Genomic DNA, 20,683 nt, shown 5'->3' on the forward strand with positions numbered 1-20,683 from the left:
AGACGACGACGGGGGCGAAGAAGCGCCAGTTGAACTCGCGGGCGATGCGGTCGACGTTGCTGCGGCCGCGTCCGCAGATCGGGCGCTGGTAGCTCGGATCGACCACCAGCGTCGCGATCTGCAGCCATTGCAGCATCGGGGCCGGGCCCGCCGACACGTCGCTATGCGCGGTAAAGCTTTTCGTCGAGATCGGCAGCATGTCGTACCTCCGTCCAAAGCGCGCATCCATCGAAGACAGGACACGCCGAGACCATGGATGATCAGCCCCCAACCGATTTTTAGCCTATGCTAGTTTTTCCGGTTGATTCTTGATGTTTGATCGATTATTTCGTCTTTGAGCGCGAAATCAGGTTTCGTCGACTGCCGTAGGCGCTCAATTCCGGCAGACTGTTAACTAGCTTTTAGTCTGACGCAATAACTAAATGACGGCTTGATGATTTCGATCCTGGGATAGATTGTATATAATTTATAGGATGTTATTCATATTCTGAATTAGCCGTCATCGCGACGGCCAAAGCAGCTTCCCAGATGTCGTATCTATGACCAGGTGACCACAGGTCTATGGATCGCACCTGATCGCTCGTACATTGTGCGACGCACAAAAGCAATAATTTGCGCTAACTAGTAATTGCTTTTTTGGGCTTACAACCTGAATCGCTGTGAATTTCTCGGACAACAATCCTATAAAAATATCAATTGTTAATCGCGACGGCGTCTTCGGGCACTGTCATCTGCCGCAACACGATTCGGGCGAATGGTGTCCATCCCCTCTTGCCGGGCATATCACTTGACGCTTGAGAGAACCGGAATGAGACGGAGCCCAGAGTCGATCCTCGAAGGGGATCGACACGTGTCGACGTGATACGAAGCCGCGATCTCCAAGGCGAAACAACGCAGACCTGCCGCCCCACGACGGACTTCGAAACAGCCGACCGATTTCGATTGGGTTGGCAGGATGGGATGTCGCGTGCGACGTGTCGTCCGCCAGGGACGCGCCAGATTTGGCGCAAGACAATATAAAAAAATCGAGGCGGCGCGACTACTTAAGTACAACGAGCGCCGTACCAGCTGAATCCCGATCCGATCACGGCCTTGCAACAGCCCCAGATGCCTGCATTCCCCGTGTGCGGACCGAGGACCGATCTTCCGCAGGAACGAGAAGCCGGCCATGCGAATGCCGGACGCAGGAAGGAGCAAGCCCGCAGAGTGTTTCGGAACTCCCGCGGGGGCCGACGACAGTTGTCATCGCCACTCTGCGCCGATGGCAGCCGATCGAGAGAGGCAGCTCGGCGGGTTCGCGCGTCGACAGCTACTGGGAGGTCGCCACCCGGCCGGCGGCGATCGAGCTGCGAACTTCCAGGACATCGCCGGGATCGAGGAAGTCGTCCTGTTGCGCGGGAATGACCGAAGCCTTGCGGTCGACCGTGCGATGGATCGTGAAATCGAATTTTACGTCGAGCTCCTGAAGAGCGCTCGCCGGACCGTCCGCCGAGACCAGATTTTCGAGCAGGGTCTTTCGCTGAATCAGAAGTTTCTCATGCTTGCCTTCACTCGCGTGCAGACTCGCGAGAAGATTCACGCGGCGCTCCATCTCCAACGATTGCAGGCGATTGACGGCCTCCTCACGATCGTTCTTTGCGGCCTCGACCTGAACCGCGGTCTGAAGCGCACGGGTGGCCGACAGCAGGCTCATCCGGCGGGCGTCGGTGAGACGTTGGGCCGAGCTGATGCCGCGCTGCATGAAGTCGGCCACCTTGGCCGCCTCCACCACATCGGCCTTGGCGCCCTCCTCCTCCTCCGCATGCTGCTTGCTAAGAACCGCGACGCGCGCGGTTGCTCGGACGAGCGTAGCCTGCGCGGCATCGCGCTCCGTTCGAAACTTGTCCATCCGTGCGGCGAGTTGTGCAGCCTCGCCCTTCACGATGGCGGTCTCTGCCGGATCCCGCCCGCTTTGGGACGCTGAACCGCTGTCGAAGGTGATATCGCCTTTGATCTCCGCCTTCGTAGCCTTCAGCTTCGTCCGCTCCTGCACAATCTCGAACTCGATGTCCTTGATCCGACCTCGAAGATCATCCGCGCGCCGGGAATCCTGCATTTCCTTCGACTGTCGCCCCTCGCCTCCAGACGCCGCGACAGCTTGGCGAACCGTCAAACCCGGGCGGAACGGCAGGGGCCCGACGGTCGCCACCGCACCGGCGACGTAGACGGGCCGATAGGCCGCGACATCGACGATCACATCGTCCGGGGACAGAGTGAGGAAGACCTCGTGTCCGTCATGCGTGATGTAGCGGATGTTCCGCTTCGAAAGCGCAGTCCGGATCGATCCTCTGAGCTTGTCGAGACTCACGCCTGTTGCCTCGAACATGCCGGCGAGCGGTACCATGAGCCGTCCGTCGCCGCCGACGGTGACCTTCCAGTCTGAGTTGGGTACGCCGGCAATGAAGACGTTGATCGTGTCACCTGCTGCCAAGCGATATTCCTGCGCGAAACTGCCGCTGCTCAGTGTCTGGAGCCCAACAAACAACACGGCCGCTGTGAAACGGTGCACCCTCGGCCGATCTGACATCACTTTCGAAGCCTCATTTTTGAAGTTTCTCGACTAGAAGCTACGTATATCAATATCCATGGTCAAATCGTTGTTCGGCTCGCAAAAGCTAACAATCGTCTACTAACCGTAAAGGGCATCATAATGCATAGACGAGCGGGTGCCGGCCCCCGAACGGCGAAGGAGCGCCCCGTGGCGGGCGACCGGGCCATGGCCGTCTGGGCAGCTTGCAGACGGGCTGCGGAATACGTGCCCAACCAATGCCGTCGGACCGAGACCCGATCCCGCGGCATTACAAGCGTCTGAAGCGCTTTTCGACCGAGTGGATGCCGGCCGGTCGAAAAGCGCTCCGAGATCCGAACGACTAAAACTAGCAATTGTCGCACTTCCCCTGCGGCCGAGGAGACGCCCAGCGCTTGCCCAAGATGAGCTCCGGGATTTCCGGGTCGTCACGAGCACCGATGAGGCGACGCGCCCGAGAGACGCGAACATACGCGGCGGCTCGAGCGCATGTCGGATCGCTGGTCCATAAACGATCGATCCCGTCGCAATCGCAGCGACTGCCGCTCTCGGTGCGAAGGATCTGTTCGCTGTGCACGGGCCATGATCGCCCGACCACGCACGACGCCGACGCGTTACTTGACAACGCGGAGCGCTCGGGAGTCTGCGCGCGATTTTACTAAATTCTATTTTTGAATTTGTTATTTGTCTTATGTCGTTTTGCGGTGCAAACTCAGCATTGCGCATTGGCGAAAACGGACAGTTCAAATCTTTCTTCTTCGGCCACGACTTGCTAGCCTCGTATTCTGGTCGAGCGAAATCATCGGTTTGCACCCATTATTTCACGGGAGACACGCGTGCTTCAGCGTTTGGAAACTCCGCAACCACGATTCATGCTCTCCGTTGTCATGGTGGTTCAGTCCTTCGACGCCGAGATCGCGAAGGACATTTTCAGCATTGCTAGTGCCGTGGGTTCGCAGCTGCGCGATTGCGAGATCGTTCTGGTCGACGCGACGAGCTCGGACAGCGTGGCGCGCGCACTGCGCGAGCACGTCGATCGCAGCGAGATCGGTAATATTCAAGTATTCCGCCTGATATCTCAGGTCGGCTTCGAAGCCGCCGCATGGGCCGGAATAGAAAATAGCCTCGGTGACTATGTCGCCGTCCTCAACATTAATGCAGAGATTGCATTGACCATTCCAGCGATGCTGGAGAGGATTTCGGAAGGATACGAGCTGGTCTTTGTGCGGAACGTCGCGCCTGTCGCACAGACCGCGCTCGAGGCCGCGCTGGCCGGCCTCTTCCGCCGGGCCTACAGGGCTCTGACCGGCCTCGATCTGACGCAGGAGGGCGCGCAATCACGCCTCATGAGCAGACGCCTGATCAATTTTCTGCTGCAACATCCCCAACCCGTCTTCCGCTATCGAACGTTGCCCGCACTCGCTGGCTGCTCGAAATGCACCATCACATATCATGGGCAGCGCAGACCCACGGGCGAGAGCCGTTTCGCGCACAGAGCGCGCCGCGCCTGGTCGCTGTTGCTGAATAGCTCGACCGCACCGATGAGACTTGCCTCGGGGTTGGCGGTGTCGGGCGCCCTCCTGAACCTGATCTATTCCGGCTACGTCCTCGGCGTCAGCATGTACAAGGCCGACGTGGCACCTGGTTGGGTTACCTTGTCCTTGCAGCAATCCGGCATGTTTTTCATCTTCTCGATAGGGCTGTTCATCATCGCGGAGTATTTCATTCACGTCCTGCGCCAACGCGGAGCGGGGCCGCCGTATTTTATCGTAGGGGAATCAAATAGTTCTCTTCAGCACGTAAAGCAGCGCCTCAATATCGAAGTGGCCTCCGATTGATATGCGCAAAGCTGTCGTCATCGGGGGCGGATTTTACGGTTGTAGCATCGCGCTCTATCTCGCCAAGCAGCGAGGCTTCGCTGTGACGGTACTTGAGACGGCGCCACAGATCATGCAACGCGCGTCCCTCGTCAATCAGGCGCGCGTTCACAATGGCTATCACTACCCACGCAGCCTCACGACAGCCGCCCGAAGCCGCGCGAACTATCCGCTCTTCGTCGAGGCATATGCCGAGTCCGTGGTTCGAGATTTCACCAAGCTCTACGCGCTTGCGCGCATCGGCTCGAAGATCAACGCGAAGCAAATGGAATCGCTGTGCCGATCGATCGATGCCCCGTTGGTTCGCGCTCCACGAGAGATTCGGGCTCTGTTCTCTCCGAACACCGTAAGCGACGTCTATATCGTCGAGGAATACGCCTTCAACAGCGCAATCCTCGCGCGCAAAATCGAGGCCGAGTTGCTTGCCGCGGGGATCGACCTGAGGCTGGCGACGGAGGTCGTGGCGGTCGAGCAGGGGCCGAGCAATGTTCAAGTGACGGCCCGGCGCGAATCGGAGCCCTTCGTCTTCGATGCCGACCTGGCCTTCAACTGCACGTATTGCAACCTCGGTCAGTTTACGTCGAAACCGACGGAGATGGCTCAAGTCCTCAGGCATGAACTAACCGAGATCGCTCTCATAGAGCCCCCGGACGAGCTCAAAGCGTTCGGCGTCACAGTGATGGACGGCCCGTTCTTCTCCTGCATGCCGTTCCCGACGGCCGGTCTGCATTCCCTGACCCATGTTCGATACACGCCGCATGCAACCTGGGACGAGGACAGGGAGCTGACGCCCGACCGGATCTTGCGCGAGAACGGTCGCCAGACCCGCGTGGACTGGATGTTGCGCGACGCGCAACGCTTCCTGCCGGCTCTCGAGCGGTCGCGCTACGTTCGCTCTCTCTACGAGGTCAAAACAGTCCTCAAGATCAACGATGGCAACGACGGCCGGCCGATCATGCTTGCGCGATCACCGCCGTACGGGAGAATGTTTTCGGTACTGGGCGGGAAAATCGATAATATCTATGACATCATCGAGCGGCTGAACGGTGAGGACCTGGCAGCTTGACCGATCGCATCGGCCTACCAATGTCGAGGCGAAGACGATCACGAAAGATCTATGCTTCGGCGTGAATTTTCTGCAGGTATCACCTCTACTGTCGAAAAACGCAAAATAATCATCAAAATTTCGGAATCATCTACGATGTTTTCTTTGATTTTTTGCTGAGTTCAGCGTACTCTTCTCTCAACAAACCTTTTCAAGTTAAAAGTAGTTACCGACACATCAACAGTTCTGCGCTGATACAGCAAAGGCCTTCCACTATGCTGAAGCTGAAAGACGAAGCATTTTTTCGGAGCGAGCCGTCTTCGGCCGGGTCTGCAAAGGCGGGCAATCTCGTGACGCTGGCGTCGATACTCGGCGCCATTCGTCGGCACAAAAAATCGATCGTGGTGATTTTCGCGATCTGTCTTGGCGCAGCCATCGCCTATCTCACGGTCGCTCCGTCACGCTACACGGCATCGACATCTCTGATGATCGACACTCGGAAGAGCCAGATCATCAGAACACAGTTCGGCTCCGATCCGCCGCTCGATGCGAGCATCATCGAAAGTCAGGCCGAGATCATCAAATCCGACGACCTCCTGATGAAGGTCGTCAAGGAATACAAGCTGATCGAAGATCCGGAATTCGCCCCCCAGTCCGAAGACAACCGAGGGAGCTTCTGGGATAGCTGGCTCGGGCAGGTCCCGGCGCCGATGAACACCGAGGCTCTCGAGCGAACGGCGGCATTCGTCGTATCGAAGAATCTCAGCGTCAAACGCGTAGGACTGTCTTACGTGCTCGACCTCCGCTACGTGTCCCGGTCACCCATCCGGGCCATGCAGATCGCCAACGCGATCGCCAACGCCTACACCAACGGCGAGACGGAAGCGCGTTACGATGCCACGCGCAAGGCCAACAGCTGGCTGAAGGAGCGGCTCGCGGAGCTGCGGGAACAGACGATCACGGCCGACCGCACGTTGCAGGCCTTCAAGGCAGACATCAACAGTGCTGCGACGAGCGCCGAAGCACAGGTCACCTTACGCAACCTCGAGAGCACCGTTACCGCGACGAAATCGCTCTATGACGCGTATCTGCAGCGCTCGATCGACACCGCACAGCAGCAAGACGTGCCGATGATCGAGGCGCGCATCATCAAGACCGCCTCGGTTCCGCTCAGTCCGAGCTCGCCGAATTTTATCGTCATTCTCGGTCTTGCCATCGTCGGAGCCGGCTGTTTGAGTGGATTGCATATCCTCGTTCGGCAGGGGCGCATCCAGACCTTCGACACCGCCGATCGCGTCGAGGCGGCAACCGGGCTCAGATGCCTGGGCGTGCTCCCGGATCACGCCGCGCGCCGCGGTATCAACATCGCGCGCGCGACCCGGGGAGACTTCGACCTGACGCTCGCCCGAAGCGTCGGCGACGCGCCCTTCGACCGGCCGTTCCGCCAACTGAAGCTCGAGCTGGATACGCGATGCCGCGACACGGCCTGCGTGGTCGGGATCACCTCATCCCTGCCGCGCGAAGGCAAGAGCTTGATCGCCTTCAACCTCGCATTGACCGCCAGCCGCTCCCACGAGCGCGTCCTCCTCATCGATGCGGCTTGCCGGGGCGGAGGGCTATCGGCTGCTCTCGACGTCTCGATCCAACACGGCCTGCGGGACGTCCTGTCCGGACAGGTTGCGGCGACCGACGCGGTCGTCCGGCTGGACGCGGTCGATTTCGACTTTCTCCCGAGCGGCTCCCAAGGCTCCGGCCGGTCGAACGCAGCGTTCTTCAACCAGAGCCGGCTCGAGGTTCTGTTCAAGCAGCTGCGTCCACACTACCACAAGATTTACATCGACCTGCCGTCCGTACACGAGGTCATCGAAGTCAAAAGCTTCATGGCCTGCCTGGACGAGGTGCTGCTCGTGGTGGAGGCAGATCGAACCCAGACCAAGATCGTTGTCGAGGCAGCCTCGGCGCTGTCCGGCCGGTTCGATATCGTCGGCGGGGTCGTCCTGAATCGGGCACGGCCCCAGGGCAGAAGTCTCGCCCATGAAGGTCTCTGACCTTCATGGGCGATCCGGGCCGATCCTCGGTTCGAGCGCTTGAGCGCCTTCATCTCCGACGCACGGTCGCTCCGGGCTGGTGCGAGACCAGTAGTTCTATCGATCATCTCTTGTCGATGCAGCTGATTCTGTTTGACGAAAGAAAACCCGACGTAGCAATGTAGCAGAGCGATCTCTCAACGTATGAGTTAGTGAAAATCGTTCTTCCGAGCAGAAAAGGGCGGGTGTCATGGGGTATGTACCGAATTGGCCGCGAACCCGCACGGGGCGAACATTACCTCGCAACACCGCGCATCTTGTTGGAAGCCTCCCACGGTCGGTCGGCTTCGGCCTCGGCTTCGTTGCAACGTCTGCCTGGGGCGCCCTCCTCTGCTGGATTGCCTATACGATCACGGCCCTCGCGACGTGACGATGTCGACGCTTCTCATCATTTAGGGATTTTAGGTCTGCTTTGCTTGGATTGACGCCATAGGCCGAGGGCTCTTCCGTCAGTTATCACATGTTTTACCTCAGCATTGCAGGACTCGGAATTGCGATCGGTCTCACGCTTCGTTGGCCAGGCCTGGTAATCGTTATCTCGATCTTTGCGATCGCATTGGGCGTCGCTGCCGCCATTCATCGCGAACCGTTGTCTGAAACATTGGTCAGGGCCGGCGCGACGTTCTTCGTCCTGAACGTGACGTTCTTCGTCGGCTCGCTGATCCGGGCGGTTCTTCCGTCGATCCTGTCGCGCAGACGCTGACTCGTTTTGCGCGCCAGCCGTTCTCTGCCCCGTGCGATCGTCGCAATGCCGGCTTCCGCGGATCCGGGCCCTGCACCGCTACAGGAATCGATGGCGGCTCGAGCGCCCCGATCTAGCGAGCGGCCTCCGCGAAGGTGAACGCGACGTTCACGGCTTCCGGTGGGCCTTCGCCCGTACCCTTCCCGGCATAGATTCCGATCTTCAGATAGGACGTGGTCGGCTGCGGCTTGCCACGCACCCGGTATGCGTCGGCAAGGAGATCGACATACTCGTAGCCGGTCGGAATGTCCGCCCGGTCCACCAGCATCTTGCCGTCGATCCAGACGGCGATGCGGCCGCGGTCACCGTGGCCGTCGACGACGATCAGATCCAGGGCGTGGTCTCTGCCGAGCTCGATATCCGGGATCCTCCCGAGGATGCGCATCGGTGAGTAGGTTGTTTGCTCTCCGCGGCCCGTCTCCCCACGCACCTGGAGGTATGGCCTGCCGGTTGCCGGGTCGGAAAGAAGGTCGAGAGAGAACATGGGCGACGCATTGACGAAACTCCCGTCCGCACGTCGCGTATCCGCCTGATGGATCTGCACGATCGAGCACCATTCTGCGCCGACGAAGACCGATTTCGGATCGATGTTGAACGTCCCGGTCAGCCGGATTTCCTGGCCTTTGCTAAACGGTGTCAGCCCGACCAGCTCCGTTCGGATCTTGCGCGGCGGATCAAACGTGGCCCGCTCACCGGCTTTGGCAGAGAAACGATAGTTTCCCTCCAGCCCGACCTGAACCCGCTGCGTTTGAGTGGCCCATTTCAGACCAGCGATCGCGATCTCGGCGCCGATGGGCAGCTCTTGGAAACCGGAGGCGATCGCCGCAGGCGCCTTCGCTTCGGACTGGGGGGTGGCCGCAAGCGCCGTCATCTGGCGGAGCAAGGCCCTCGCAGCATCGAGATTGGCTTGAGCTTCCGAGAGCTCGGCCGAACTGGCCGTGCCAGCCGCTCGCATCTCGGTGAGATCGTTCTGCAGCTTCGCGAGCAGCCGCGCCAACTCGTCGACCTTTCGGCTTTCGGCAGGCCGTCGGCCTCGGTCTTCCCGACTGGTGGCGAAGTTGTCGGACGCCGAAGGCATTTCGCTCGCACCGCCGGGCGCGCCCTCGGCCGGTAGCCCGACGGAGGCCAGGAGAACGATGATCGGGGTACCGACCAGGACGGAAGAACGCTTGTACATGCAATCGTATCTCCGACATCCGCGGGGCGATGTTCGATTGTTATATGTCGATGTCCGAACGCAAAGCGATTTACTGCCGGCTTGCGGCATTGCTCGTCTTCCGGCGGCCAAGTCCTGAAGCGCGCGCGATCTGTGACCGCCGCGCCGCGTAGTGCGGTGCGACCATCGGATAGTCGTCAGGCAGCGCGTACCGCGCGCGGTAGCTATCCGGATCGAAGCCGAGGCTGGCCAGATGGGGCTTCAACGACTTGTAGGGCTTGCCGTCGATGAAGCTGATGAGCGCGTCCGGCGTGATCGATTCCTGGACCCGCTTGAGCTTTGCCTGCCCCTGGCTGCGGTCTCTGCCGGTCTCGATCGCCACGAGTGCACCATGCACGGCCTGGATGAGACTCAGCATCTCGGACGGTGAAGCGTAGTTCTTCAGAACGTAGGCCGAAACGATCTTCACGGTGGAATACAGTGGCGCCGTTCCGCGTTCTGTAGGCTCAGGCGCCATCGAGTCGTCTCCCCATCTAGCTCTATCGCAATACACGCATCGAAATCTTGAATTCTGATGGCCGAGTAAATCAGATCTGTAAATGCCAATATTTTAATATAAATTGTTTATTTAACGAAGCGCATCCGTCGGAAGCCCTAAAATTAGACCAAATACGGCGCTTTGATATGGCGAGACGTGAGCCGAGGCTTCGGCCGTAGAAAGCTATTCTTTCCAAATGAGCAGCTGAAAACATTGAAACCATAACTAGTCGAGCAAGAATCGTTCCTAAGTTTTGTTGCGATACGTCTCTCAATCGACTTTCCTGGGCGGCGGTCAGCGCTTCAATCGGCCGACCGCACCGGAAGGGGACCGGTTTCTGGCGCAAGCCGCCGAAGACGCTGTCGGGATCCGGCCGAAACGGCATGCAGGAGGGACACGTAGCCATCGACCATCCGCTCCTCGCTGAGGCCCTGGACGGACCGCACGGCTTGCGCTTGGAGACGCTCACGGATCGCCGGATCGGACGCCTTCATCAGGCAGTCGGCGAAAGCCTGCGAGTCCCCGACCGCGAACAGGAAGCCGTTGACGCCGTGCTCGACGATCTCGCTCGCCCCGCCGATGTCCGACATCAGCATCGGGACGCCGCTGGCTAGGAACTCGATGGCGGCCAGAGAGAATGTCTCGACGGCATCGCTGCAAAGGACGCCGCAATCGCAGGCGCTCATCCAGGGTCGGACATCGGATTGCTCGCCGGCGAAGATCACGAGCGAGTCGAGGTTGAGATCGCGCGCAAGACGCTCGGTCGAGGGGCGTGTCTCGCCGTCGCCGACGAACAGCACCTTGACCCGGGCACCGCGGTCATGCGCCTCGCGCACGACATCGAGCAGCTGCGCGTGGTTCTTCTCCGGCCGAAACGCCGCGACGAGGCCCACCAGGATCTCGTCATCGGCGACGTCGAGCCGTTGCCGCATCGCCACCCGCGCCGCAGGGTCGGCACCGAAGCGGTCGAGATCGATTCCGTTCTGAATGATGGCCTGTTTTCGGCACCAGAGCCACCGCGCCCGCCAGTAGGATGCTTGGTTCCGGCTCACGTAGACCAGTGCGTCGGCAAGACCGAGGCCGACCCGAAAGAGCGGTAGCCGGATCTGGTCCGACGGCCGCAGGATCGTCGTGTGGAAGACGCATACGATCTTCGCGCGCGTGCCGAGCGCGAGCCGCAGGAAAGCGGCGCTGATCAGGGGGGCCTGGTTGACGCAGACGACGATGTTCGCGTCGGAGCGTCTCAGCGCCCGCCACAGGCTGACCCAGCCGGACAGGGACGACATCCCCTTCACGTTGAGCTGCTCGGCATCCTCCGCGCCCGGCAGTGCCGCGATGACCTCCGATCGCCGCGAGCCGACCGCAAGCAGCGATGTCGGGAAACCTCGCCGCGCGAGAGCCGCCCTGACGGTGACGGTATGGCGCTCGGCCCCGCCGACGCTCAGGCCGGCGACCAGGAACAACACCTTCGCCTGATCAGGCACCGGCGTGGGCGAGGCCGACCAGAGGTCGTTCAGACGCGACGCCATATGCCGAAGGAAAGCCTGTGATCTGGGGACAATCATGAGGGCTGCCTGGATGAACGGGGGCCGAAACGGGATGAGGTCTCGAAGTTTGGATAAGCGGTGCGGTTGGCAGACGCACGGACCCGTCGTGCTGCGCCTGCGGGCGCCGGGGCAGCACCGCTTCCGACGAGATGCGCCCTACACCGCGGCATCGGCGGACCCCGCGCGCTTGCTCAGGCCACCGACGCCTCGATCGCGGTGCCGGCGCAGCTCCTGGAGGACCGTGCAGCGCTCCGACAGGGCGATCGCGTATTCCGCGAAGTGCGGGGCGAACAGAACGACCCTCTGAACAGACAATATCGCCTCCCCATCGTATTACGACGGCTCGTGTCGCAGGAACTTTGGCCAGATCAGCAGGATGAGGTAGAAGGCCACGTAGAGCGCGCAGGCTAGGCCGGTCGTCAGAACGGTTCTCTCGCCGAGCGGCCGGACCAGGAAATCGGCGCCGGCCGCCAATGGAAGAGATGCGAGCGGCGGCAGGGCGTCCCGCCACGTTGCCGGGAAGAAGCCGAAGATCCGAAAGACGAGCGTGGATCTCGCGACATTCACCGTCGCGAAGGCGAGCGCCACGGACGCCGCGCATCCGGCCTGATCGTAGATCGGAATCAACAGACAGCAGGACGCGACGAGTACGACGACCCCACCGAGCAGGACGCCGAATTCCAGCCTATGCCGCCCGGTCATGGACAGGCAGAAACCGAGCGGCGCGAAGATCGCGCTCAGAAGATGCCCGAACGCGATGAGGCCGGCGACGGCCGGCTGGAAGGCGAAGGATTTTCCGAACAGCAAATCCAGATGGCTGCCGAAATAGGCGACGCCGCCGAACACGAACCCCGCCACGAGGGAGGATTGCTGGGCATAGCGTCGGTAGATCGCCCGCAGCCCCTCCATGTCATCGCGCTCGTAGGCAGCAGCGACCTGCGGGCCGATTTTTTGGCTCGCAGCGAGGGGATAGAGCTGAACGAGTTGCGCCACCGCGCTCAGTGCCGAGTACTCGCCGACCGCCTTCGCGGTGCTGAACGCCCCGAGCAGCAGCACGTCGACCAGGCGCAGCGCGCTGTAGATCAGCGTGCTGCCGGCAAACCAGATCGAAACGGACAGGATCTCGATCGCTCGCCGGGCCCCGTACCGGACGTCCTCGATCACCTGCGGCATCGGAATCCGCGCCTGCAGACGGCGGCGGAAATGCAGGAGCGTTCCGACATAGCTCAGTACGAGCTGCGCAATATTGATCAGGACCACCGTGAGGACGGTCGGGGACAGCTGCAGCACCGTTCCGACGAGCAGGACTCGGACCAGCGACTGCACACCGATCGTCAGGAGGGAGTACGCGCCGAAGCGGGACTCGGCCTTGTAGACGCTGCCAAGCAACGAAAGGTCTGCTGCGACGGGAACGACGAGCAGCGATAGCCCCAAAAGAACTATAAAATCAGGATATTTGTAGACATAATGCGAGACTGCATAATCGTAAGGTAAAAGAATGCAGATCAACAAGCCAATATTGATGCAAAGGCAGACGGACCGCATGAATCCGAGCGTTCCCCGGATCTCCCGACCCTGTGCCCTCTGAACGCCATAGAAGCGCAGGAGCCAGATCTCCAGACCGAGCGGACCGATGATCGAGGCAATCGTGAAGGTGTTCCGAACGAGATTCGAGATTCCGTACTGCTCGACGCCGATCGCACGCGCGATCATGACCCCGGTGAGGAACGTCGCGATCTGCTGGAATATCTGTGCGGCGACAGCGAGGAGGACATCCGATTTCGCCCGGGCGGCGCGCATGAGTCTCTGCGACACGGTTTTCGCGCGATCGGCCACGTCGACGAAGAAAGATGCTCCGATAATACTATAGGCCGGCATCAAATCGACAGCTCCATGCACGAAGACAAAAAGGCCGCCTAGAATGTCGATAGATCACATTATATACATGCCAGAAAATAGATAGATTGGAAATACGTATCATAGTTCTGAAATCCGGAAATAATATCAGATGCCGAGTTTCTATCCGCCCTCAGCTTGTTCGACCGGCTCATCAGTAAATTCGAGGCCGATAATTCGCAGAAGATCATTGCGGGTGCGCTTGCACCCGTCAAGGCATACACCGCGATGCGGATCACTCGGGCTTCCGCGCTACAGATCTTCCGCTTCGATACTCAGCCACAACGAAGCGGCGTACTCCGACGGAACCAGGCTTAAGTGCGCACGCGAACTAGCAAACCACCATTCGTCGAGGCCACTCGCATTCATGCCTTCCGTGTGCCGAGACATCTTCGACCATCCGATGGTCGCCTTCGGCACCGGAGTAACGGCTTGCCGGACCCGAAACCGAGAAATGCTCCTCTGACCAGGATTCCAACGATCAGGACGGTAATCAGCACTGTATCTGCTGCCGAAACTTGCCCCAGAACCAGACCAGAACCGGCATGTTAACAATTTTTTAACGTTCTCAGCCCCATCAGTCATCGACTGATCTCGCGATTCTATTTCCGAGGACCACGATGCTTGCGATCGCCGCAGCCGCCCTGACCGCCGGCTCGATCACCGTCGCAGTGATCGCTCCCCTCAACCTGCTGTTCGCCGTAGCGCTCGGACCGGTCGTGGGAACCGGTACAGCGGTGCTCGCGGCAATCTTGGTGGCACGACGCCGGGGAGGTGACGAGCAGGGCGGCGCCGAACGCGACGAAGAAACGGACAGGATGGTGGCCGCTCTCCGAGAGATGAGCCATCGAGCTCCGGATCCGTCCCTTTCGCCGACCGGAGTCCATTCGCACTCGCACGCAGCATAGGGCGCGCCTGGATGTCCGGCGCTGCCGGGACGTCTCGGCCGGACGGCCTCGAAGGCAGGCCGTGAGCCTGATGCGACGAGCGAAAGGCCTCAGGTTCGATGCTGCCGGACGTTCGCTGCAAGTGGGCTCAACTGCGCCTGCGATGTGCGGCTCCCGAGCCAGAACACATTGCTCCCCGGATTCGACACCGAGCAAGGGCAGGCCACGGCTCACCGACGCCGGTCAGGAGAGGGCCACAATGCAAACCTATGCCGCTTGTTTACGACGTGAATCGTTTCGCCCGCCACTAACTTGGCCCCGCCATCCTGACATCAGAAGCGAACTGCAAAGCTTGAGATAAGCGAGCGATGTGCACTGCAGCGAATCATCGACGCAGGCATAAATTCGCACATATTATTTTTGCGACACCTGTCTCGTTGTCTGTCGAAGCTTTCAGACTATCACAATATTCCCATAATAAAAAATATGTTGATAATCAATGAATACGCACGTATGCTCACGCTACAATCAAAACTACACCGCAAGTAGTTTAATGCAAAATATATCTGAAACAAAAACCAAACAATACGTCAAGAAAGCGGGGCCAGATGGCAAGCGGAAGTACGAAATCCTTTTGGGAACAGACATCTGGCAGTCCCTGGAGCATTCAGCGCACCGGCGATAGGATCGTGTTCGAAGTTCGCGGCGGAGATCGGTGGATAAACGATCCAAGCTCGAAGAACAGATCCGAGATACTGGAAAATAAATTTCATCTGAATGGCTCGACGATTAACGTAGACTATAACTTCGAAGTACAACCCGGGCAGCGAAACACAGCAGGCTGGCTGGTTTTGGGGCAGTTCCACCAGAATGACTATCCCGGAGCGCCGGCCATCTCGCCGCCCTTCCAGATCCAGCTCAGCGGTGAGCGGATGGTGATCTATGTCGGCTACAACGGGGGCAACGGCAGCCCCGTTTACAAGCCGGTCTACATGGACAAGGCCGACATCGTCCGCGGCCACGATTACAGCATGAACGTCACCGCCAAGTTCGATCCTGCGGGCAACGGCTATCTCAGCGTTACCCGCGACGGACAGGAGATCGTCTCCTATCGCGGCCCGATGGGCTACTCGACGCAGAGCAGCGTCTACTGGAAGGAAGGCATCTACCGGGCTGCCGCGCCGGAGACCATGGCTGTCTCCTACACGCTGCCGACGATCACCGAGGGAACGGCGGGGGGCTCACCCGTCACCTCGCCGGAACCCTCGACGCCGCTGGAGCCCGTGACGCCTTCCGTGCCCATCGTCGTACCGCCGGTGTCCTCGACACCGGACCCTCAATCCCCGGGCGGTTCGGACCTGCCGGGTCCGCTACCGGGCACCCCGTCCAATGGATCCGCGAGCACGGCCCCCATCACGATCAACGATGGAAGCGGATCCAACGTGATCGCCGGCGCTGCCGGAAACGATACCCTGCGGGGCAACGATGGGAACGACACGCTGATCGGGGGCGCCGGCAACGATTACCTGTCGGGCGGCGCGGGAGACGATGTGCTCATCGGCGGCGCGGGCGCCGACACGATGTACGGCGGCGCGGGCGCAAACCGATACGTGTTCCAGAATGTCGAAGACGCGCCCGTCACCGGTGCCATGGATGTGGTGGAATTCTGGAACGGGAGCGCGAGCGGAAGCAAGATCGATGTCTCGGCCATCGATGCGAACACGCTGATCACCGGCCGGCAAGGATTCACGTTCGTCGGGAACGCTGCATTCTCCGGGACCGCGGGCGAGTTGCGCACCGAGAGGAGCTCGCAGGCCGGCTGCCTCCTGGTGACGGCCGACGTGAACGGCGACCGGACCGCGGACATGCGCATCCTCGTGGGTGCGCCGTCTCTCTCGGCCGGCGATTTCGTGCTCGGGAGCTGAGGGTCGTCCTGCACGATCCGGCACGCGCGCTCGCGCCTCCGCCCAATCCGGGCGGAGGCCAGGACCGATGCATCTTCGAGGACGCAGCTCCTCTGGTACGGTCGCGGCCGCGCGGAACTACATGAACTTGTCGAGGAACACGAAGCGGTCGCTTCTGATGGTCGATGAGCGCAGATGGCTGCTGTCCCGATAGTAGGGAATTCCCTTTCCATCGAGGGTCGGGCAATGGCGCTCGACGCAGAGAAACTCCATCGGGTCGAGAAGGGTCGCGCCGACGTTGTCTGCCAAGCCCTTGAGCTTGGCGCGAATCGCATCGTAATCTTCGAACAGCACGTCGATCTCGATATCGTTCACGCCCTGCGCGGCACGGCCGAGAAACGTGTTCTTTACGAGGACCGACGGCACGTCCACCTTGCTGTAGGGGAACGGAAGCACGACGGTCAGTGACTTTCCACCGGCTCTGATCTGACGCAGACGAACCTCCATGGCGTCGAGTGCACCGCCAAGCAACGGCAAGACTTCCTCGCTGGTTCTCGCAACGGCACAGCCATTCTTGCCAATAAAACAGACATTCTTTGATTCAATTTTGAAGTAATTATACCACATCGACACGAACATGACGTGATCGAAATCCGAAGATTCGGCGTATTTCAACGCCTTGTCGATGAACGTGTCGCAGCGAAAGCCGACGCCGGTGCGATTGATGTTGACGATCGGTGGACAGCCGGCCGACGTCACGAATGTGAATCCGCGTGTGGGATCGTTATCGCTGATTTCGCGGGCGCGGCTGAAGAGCTGTTGGGCGAAGGAATCGCCTATGATGAGGGTCCTGCGACCGCGCCGCGCGCCGACGTGGCAGGGACGGAGCTCCTCGCTGAAACTCAGCCCATTGCACGTGCCGCTCGGGTAATCCCAATCGCCCATCGCCAAGCGCGAGGCGCGGAAGACCTCAAGGTTCTCGGGCTGCCGCCACTCCCCGCCATTCGTCAGTGCGATTCCGGCGGCACTCGTCCCGACCAGGAGAAAGGCCGCGCCGAACGCGACCCGGCCGTAGGTCCCGATCTTCGCCTCCCACAAGCGCCGGATGGATTCGGCGGACGCCAAATGCGCTAAGAGCGTGCATCCGGCCATGATCGCGGCGATCAGGCAGAAGCTCGTCACGGCCGGCCAGGGCAGTGCGAGGTATTCGACGCCGACGATCACCGGCCAATGCGCGAGATAGATGCCGTAGGACCAGAGGCCGGTCCAGATGACGGCAGGGTTGCGATAAAGAGGCAGGCCGTCGTCGCGCGCAGCGATAACCATGACGGCGCCGACGACCGGCAGAAGACAGCCGAAGGACGGCCAGGGCGTCAGGGAATCGTAGATGAGAAACGATGCGCCGATCAGACAGAGACCGATCAGGCCGAACGGTCTCTTGAAGCGCTGCGGCAGATCGATCGGCGAAAGCGCGACCGCTCCGCCGGCGAGCATCTCCCAGGCGCGGGTCGGAAGAAGGAAGAAGGCGCTTGCCGGCCGGACGCCGGCCAAGACGACCGACAGGGCAAACGATAGCAGGATCGCGATTTTGATCGAAGTCCCAACCCGCCGTCGCGTTCGAAAAACGCGATACAGCAAATACATCGCCGGCGGGTAGAGAAGGTAGAATTGCCATTCTACCGACAACGACCACGTATGCAAAAACCATTTTTCATTCGCGCCGATATCGAAATATCCGACCTGCTTCCACAGATTAATATTTGATACAAATAAGAGCGAATAGACAGCAGATCTTGCCATCTCTTCGTATTTGATGGGGTCGACCCAAAAATATCCGAAAATAAGTACGGCCGAGCAGGTTGCCAGCAGGCCTGGAACGATGCGTCGCACACGAGCCGCATAGAAGCGGGCAAAACTAAATTTTCGCCCCTCGATACCGTCCGCGATGATCTTCGTCATCAGGAAGCCCGAGAGCACGAAGAAGACATCGACGCCGGAGAAGCCGCCGGACAGCAGGTTGATTTTCAGGTGAAACGCCACGACCCCCGCGACGGCGATCGCCCGAAGGGCATTCAGATCCAACCGGTGGGTCATCGACGCCCCTCGTCCTAACGCTAAATGGCGCGTCTTGCTGTCGCCGTAACGAGATTCCGCAGCGAGAGCGGTGCCGTCGCATGGGCTGACTGAACAGCGCATCGAAACACGATAATCAGTCTTATCCGGCATGTCTGATTATAGTCAATCGAACAATGTCTGTTTTGTATTTGATATGCTTGGATGGAAACTGCATACTTCTTCGCGATGACGGCCGCCGCTACTCTCGGAAGTCCGAAGTACGATCTCCCTGGCGGACTCCAATTTACGGTATCTCGAATTGCTAGTTCGATCCGGCACCATGGCCGAGATGCAACCTTGGCCGGACAGTCTGTATGGACGATCTTGATCGCCTGCAGAATTCTGTGGTCGGCGGCTCTAGAGCCGTACCCGACCCGATTGCATCGGGCCGGCGTCTCTAAGCCTTTATTGTGAAGCGCTTTCTTTTGACCAACCGGCAACCACTTGGTCGGCAAGCGTTCTAAAGCACGCTCTCACAACGGGGGTCTATTTCGTGACGCGATATCTCGGCCCCGCGAAGATACTCGCTCTGGCGCTCATTCCGGTGTTCGCCGGCATCTACTTCTATGTCTTCAAAGATCTCACGGCCGTGGTCGGCGGGGACGTGCCGAGCTACATCAATCTCGATCCGTCGCGGCCGGTGGGATACGGCGCCTTCCTCAATGGGGCATTCAAGCTTGGCTTCGGCCTCAACGCGATTCCCATGATCCAGGCGGCGTTCCTCCTGGGCTGCCTGTGGGTCACAGCCTGTGCTTGGACGGCTTGCACGGGTCGGTTTGCCCTGGCGCTCGTTTGGCAGGGGCTGACCATGGCAAACGTTCTGCTCGTGCAATCGAGCGTCTACCCCATTCCGGATGCGGTCAGCGCCGCGCTGATCATGCTCGCGCTCGCTTCTTGGATCGGGATGGCCGCGCACTACTCGCGAACGCGCCTGTGTGTGCTGCTGCTCGTCTGCGGCATTGCTGGTCTTTTCCGGCCAACCAATCTCATTCTTCTGGTTGTCACCGGGGGCATGCTGATGTGCCTCCCGGGATTGCTCCGAAGGGAAAGGCTCATCGCGTTGGGAGCCGCCGCCGCGGTCAGCGTACTGACCTTGGCAGCTTCGCCGGCGTTCTACTTTCATCGCTACGGCTCGGTGGCGACCTCGAGCCCAGCGGCGAGAGGGCTGTTGCAGAAGACCTTGTTCACCGACTGGGCCCCGGACGCGGCCGCCACGCGATGCGGCGGGGAGGTGATCGAGACCGCAACGCATGATGTCGTCAGGTATCTCGGGGCAACCCCCCCGCTGGAGCGATCTGTTCTGGAAGACAAGTACAGCAACTATCTCCGTTTTTCCGTGATCATTCCGGAACTTCAGAGCAAATTCCACACCACAAGCGAGGGCGAAATCAATAGCATTCTCGCATGCTACGTCAGCGCCAGGATGAAACAGGACCCGCTTCATTTCGTAACGCGCTTTGCCGGCGATTATCTGCGCCTCGGGCTCTATCTCGTCTTCGTCGATGCCCAGCAGCGCGCGCAGTACGAGACGTTCGTGGCGGCCAACCCTCCCCCGCAGCCTGCCGCATCGGTCAGGCTCGGCGATCAGCTCTCCGGAGGCTTCTCTCAGGCCGGCATGGTCCGGCCATCCGATGTCCGCTCCGACGATGCCACCAATCTGTTCGATCCACCTCTCGCGCGAGCGACGCTGCCGCTGCTCCTCCTGCGAGTCTTTCAGGCGGTCGCCCTAGCGATCAGTGCAGTCTTTTTGATCCGGTTCCTCCTCGAGATCGTTCGGCTGACGCGGACGACCAGCGACATCGTCATGGTGTGGTCGGCCCTTGTCCTTCAACTGAATACCATCGCCACGGCCGTGTTCGAGGTTCCATTGCCCCGCTACATGACGCCGCTTTGGCCGCTCAGCGTTGCCGTCGTTCTTCTCGCTGGCTGGATGGCGATACCTCTGGTCCGCGCGTCCGTCCTCCGCCTCGGTGCGTCGGCAGGGCGATCCGCCCTCGCACTTCAACCGAGATAATAGCCCGCAGCCGCATCGATGGGGGCCATCACTAATTTTCTCGATCGAGATCGATGACCGGGAAGTGATGGACAGGGAATTTGCGCTGCTCCTATCTTTCGATCCGTAGATTTTTAAGTTCGTCTGAATTTCTAAACCAGCTTGCGAGGCGAAATGTCCAATGCAAGAAGCAGTTCGCTCGCATGGAGAATTGATATATTTTCAGGGATTAGACATGTTTTATAAGATAATATAGTCATGTTTTTCAATGGAAATTGAAATAGAATGTATAGAATTTGAAAGGCGAGCGCTGACTGAAAACGTCATCGG

General features: G+C 60.0%; 14 protein-coding genes and 1 pseudogene. 7 read left to right on the forward strand and 8 right to left on the reverse strand.

The genetic code is table 11. The features are described 5' to 3' along the window. Both FV217_RS14190 and FV217_RS14195 read right to left on the reverse strand, forming a co-directional pair. A pseudogene (locus FV217_RS14190) lies at positions 1-199 on the reverse strand (chromosome partitioning protein ParB); the annotation flags it as partial. A 1,110-nt stretch (positions 200-1,309) separates the two neighbouring features. Next, complete coding sequence (locus FV217_RS14195) at positions 1,310-2,548, reverse strand: polysaccharide biosynthesis/export family protein (RefSeq protein WP_187272562.1); 1,239 nt, start codon at positions 2,546-2,548, stop codon at positions 1,310-1,312. A gap of 854 nt (positions 2,549-3,402) precedes the next feature. Here FV217_RS14195 and FV217_RS14200 point away from each other — a divergent pair. From FV217_RS14200 to FV217_RS14215, 4 genes are all read left to right on the forward strand, one after another. Beyond that, complete coding sequence (locus FV217_RS14200; RefSeq protein ID WP_147817831.1) at positions 3,403-4,404, forward strand: glycosyltransferase; 1,002 nt, start codon at positions 3,403-3,405, stop codon at positions 4,402-4,404. A gap of 1 nt (position 4,405) precedes the next feature. Further along, complete coding sequence (locus FV217_RS14205; protein ID WP_147817832.1) at positions 4,406-5,509, forward strand: FAD-dependent oxidoreductase; 1,104 nt, start codon at positions 4,406-4,408, stop codon at positions 5,507-5,509. A 254-nt stretch (positions 5,510-5,763) separates the two neighbouring features. Next, positions 5,764-7,536, forward strand: a complete 1,773-nt coding sequence (locus FV217_RS14210) for a Wzz/FepE/Etk N-terminal domain-containing protein (RefSeq protein ID WP_147817833.1) — start codon at positions 5,764-5,766, stop codon at positions 7,534-7,536. Between the two features lie 499 nt (positions 7,537-8,035). Continuing rightward, positions 8,036-8,278 carry a hypothetical protein gene (locus FV217_RS14215; RefSeq protein ID WP_147817834.1) on the forward strand — a complete coding sequence of 81 codons (243 nt, stop codon included), beginning with the start codon at positions 8,036-8,038 and terminating at the stop codon, positions 8,276-8,278. A gap of 112 nt (positions 8,279-8,390) precedes the next feature. Here the strand turns inward: FV217_RS14215 and FV217_RS14220 are convergent, their stop codons facing one another. The 5 genes from FV217_RS14220 to FV217_RS14235 all read right to left on the reverse strand — a co-directional run bounded on the left by FV217_RS14220 (position 8,391) and on the right by FV217_RS14235 (position 13,436). Then, positions 8,391-9,494 (reverse strand): heparin lyase I family protein, encoded by a 1,104-nt coding sequence (locus FV217_RS14220; RefSeq protein WP_187272563.1) that lies wholly within the window; start codon positions 9,492-9,494, stop codon positions 8,391-8,393. Positions 9,495-9,564: 70 nt separating this feature from the next. Continuing rightward, on the reverse strand, positions 9,565-9,942 hold the full coding sequence (locus tag FV217_RS14225; RefSeq protein WP_246682789.1) for a MucR family transcriptional regulator: 378 nt from the start codon (positions 9,940-9,942) through the stop codon (positions 9,565-9,567). A 371-nt stretch (positions 9,943-10,313) separates the two neighbouring features. Beyond that, the gene (locus FV217_RS14230) at positions 10,314-11,540 is read right to left on the reverse strand and encodes a glycosyltransferase (protein WP_187272564.1); all 1,227 of its coding nucleotides are present in this window, start codon (positions 11,538-11,540) and stop codon (positions 10,314-10,316) included. Positions 11,541-11,714: 174 nt separating this feature from the next. Continuing rightward, entirely contained in the window at positions 11,715-11,873 is a 159-nt protein-coding gene (locus FV217_RS22915) for a hypothetical protein (protein WP_187272565.1), read from the reverse strand. An 18-nt stretch (positions 11,874-11,891) separates the two neighbouring features. After that, a complete protein-coding gene (locus FV217_RS14235; RefSeq protein ID WP_246682790.1) occupies positions 11,892-13,436 on the reverse strand; it encodes a lipopolysaccharide biosynthesis protein in 1,545 nt (514 codons plus the stop codon). Positions 13,437-14,074: 638 nt separating this feature from the next. Between FV217_RS14235 and FV217_RS14240 the strand changes: the two genes are divergently transcribed. Together FV217_RS14240 and FV217_RS14245 are read left to right on the forward strand one after the other, a co-directional pair. Further along, a complete protein-coding gene (locus FV217_RS14240) occupies positions 14,075-14,362 on the forward strand; it encodes a hypothetical protein (RefSeq protein ID WP_147817839.1) in 288 nt (95 codons plus the stop codon). A 587-nt stretch (positions 14,363-14,949) separates the two neighbouring features. Beyond that, positions 14,950-16,266 (forward strand): heparin lyase I family protein, encoded by a 1,317-nt coding sequence (locus FV217_RS14245; protein ID WP_147817840.1) that lies wholly within the window; start codon positions 14,950-14,952, stop codon positions 16,264-16,266. 117 nt (positions 16,267-16,383) lie between these two features. On the opposite strand, the gene FV217_RS14250 is transcribed toward FV217_RS14245, so the two are convergent. Continuing rightward, positions 16,384-18,339, reverse strand: a complete 1,956-nt coding sequence (locus tag FV217_RS14250; protein ID WP_187272567.1) for an acyltransferase family protein — start codon at positions 18,337-18,339, stop codon at positions 16,384-16,386. A 514-nt stretch (positions 18,340-18,853) separates the two neighbouring features. Here FV217_RS14250 and FV217_RS14255 point away from each other — a divergent pair. Continuing rightward, positions 18,854-20,374 carry a hypothetical protein gene (locus FV217_RS14255; protein ID WP_147817842.1) on the forward strand — a complete coding sequence of 507 codons (1,521 nt, stop codon included), beginning with the start codon at positions 18,854-18,856 and terminating at the stop codon, positions 20,372-20,374. Positions 20,375-20,683: the final 309 nt, after the last annotated feature.

Origin of the sequence: Methylobacterium sp. WL9, assembly GCF_008040035.1 — a bacterium.
Classification (GTDB): Bacteria; Pseudomonadota; Alphaproteobacteria; order Rhizobiales; family Beijerinckiaceae; genus Methylobacterium; species Methylobacterium thuringiense.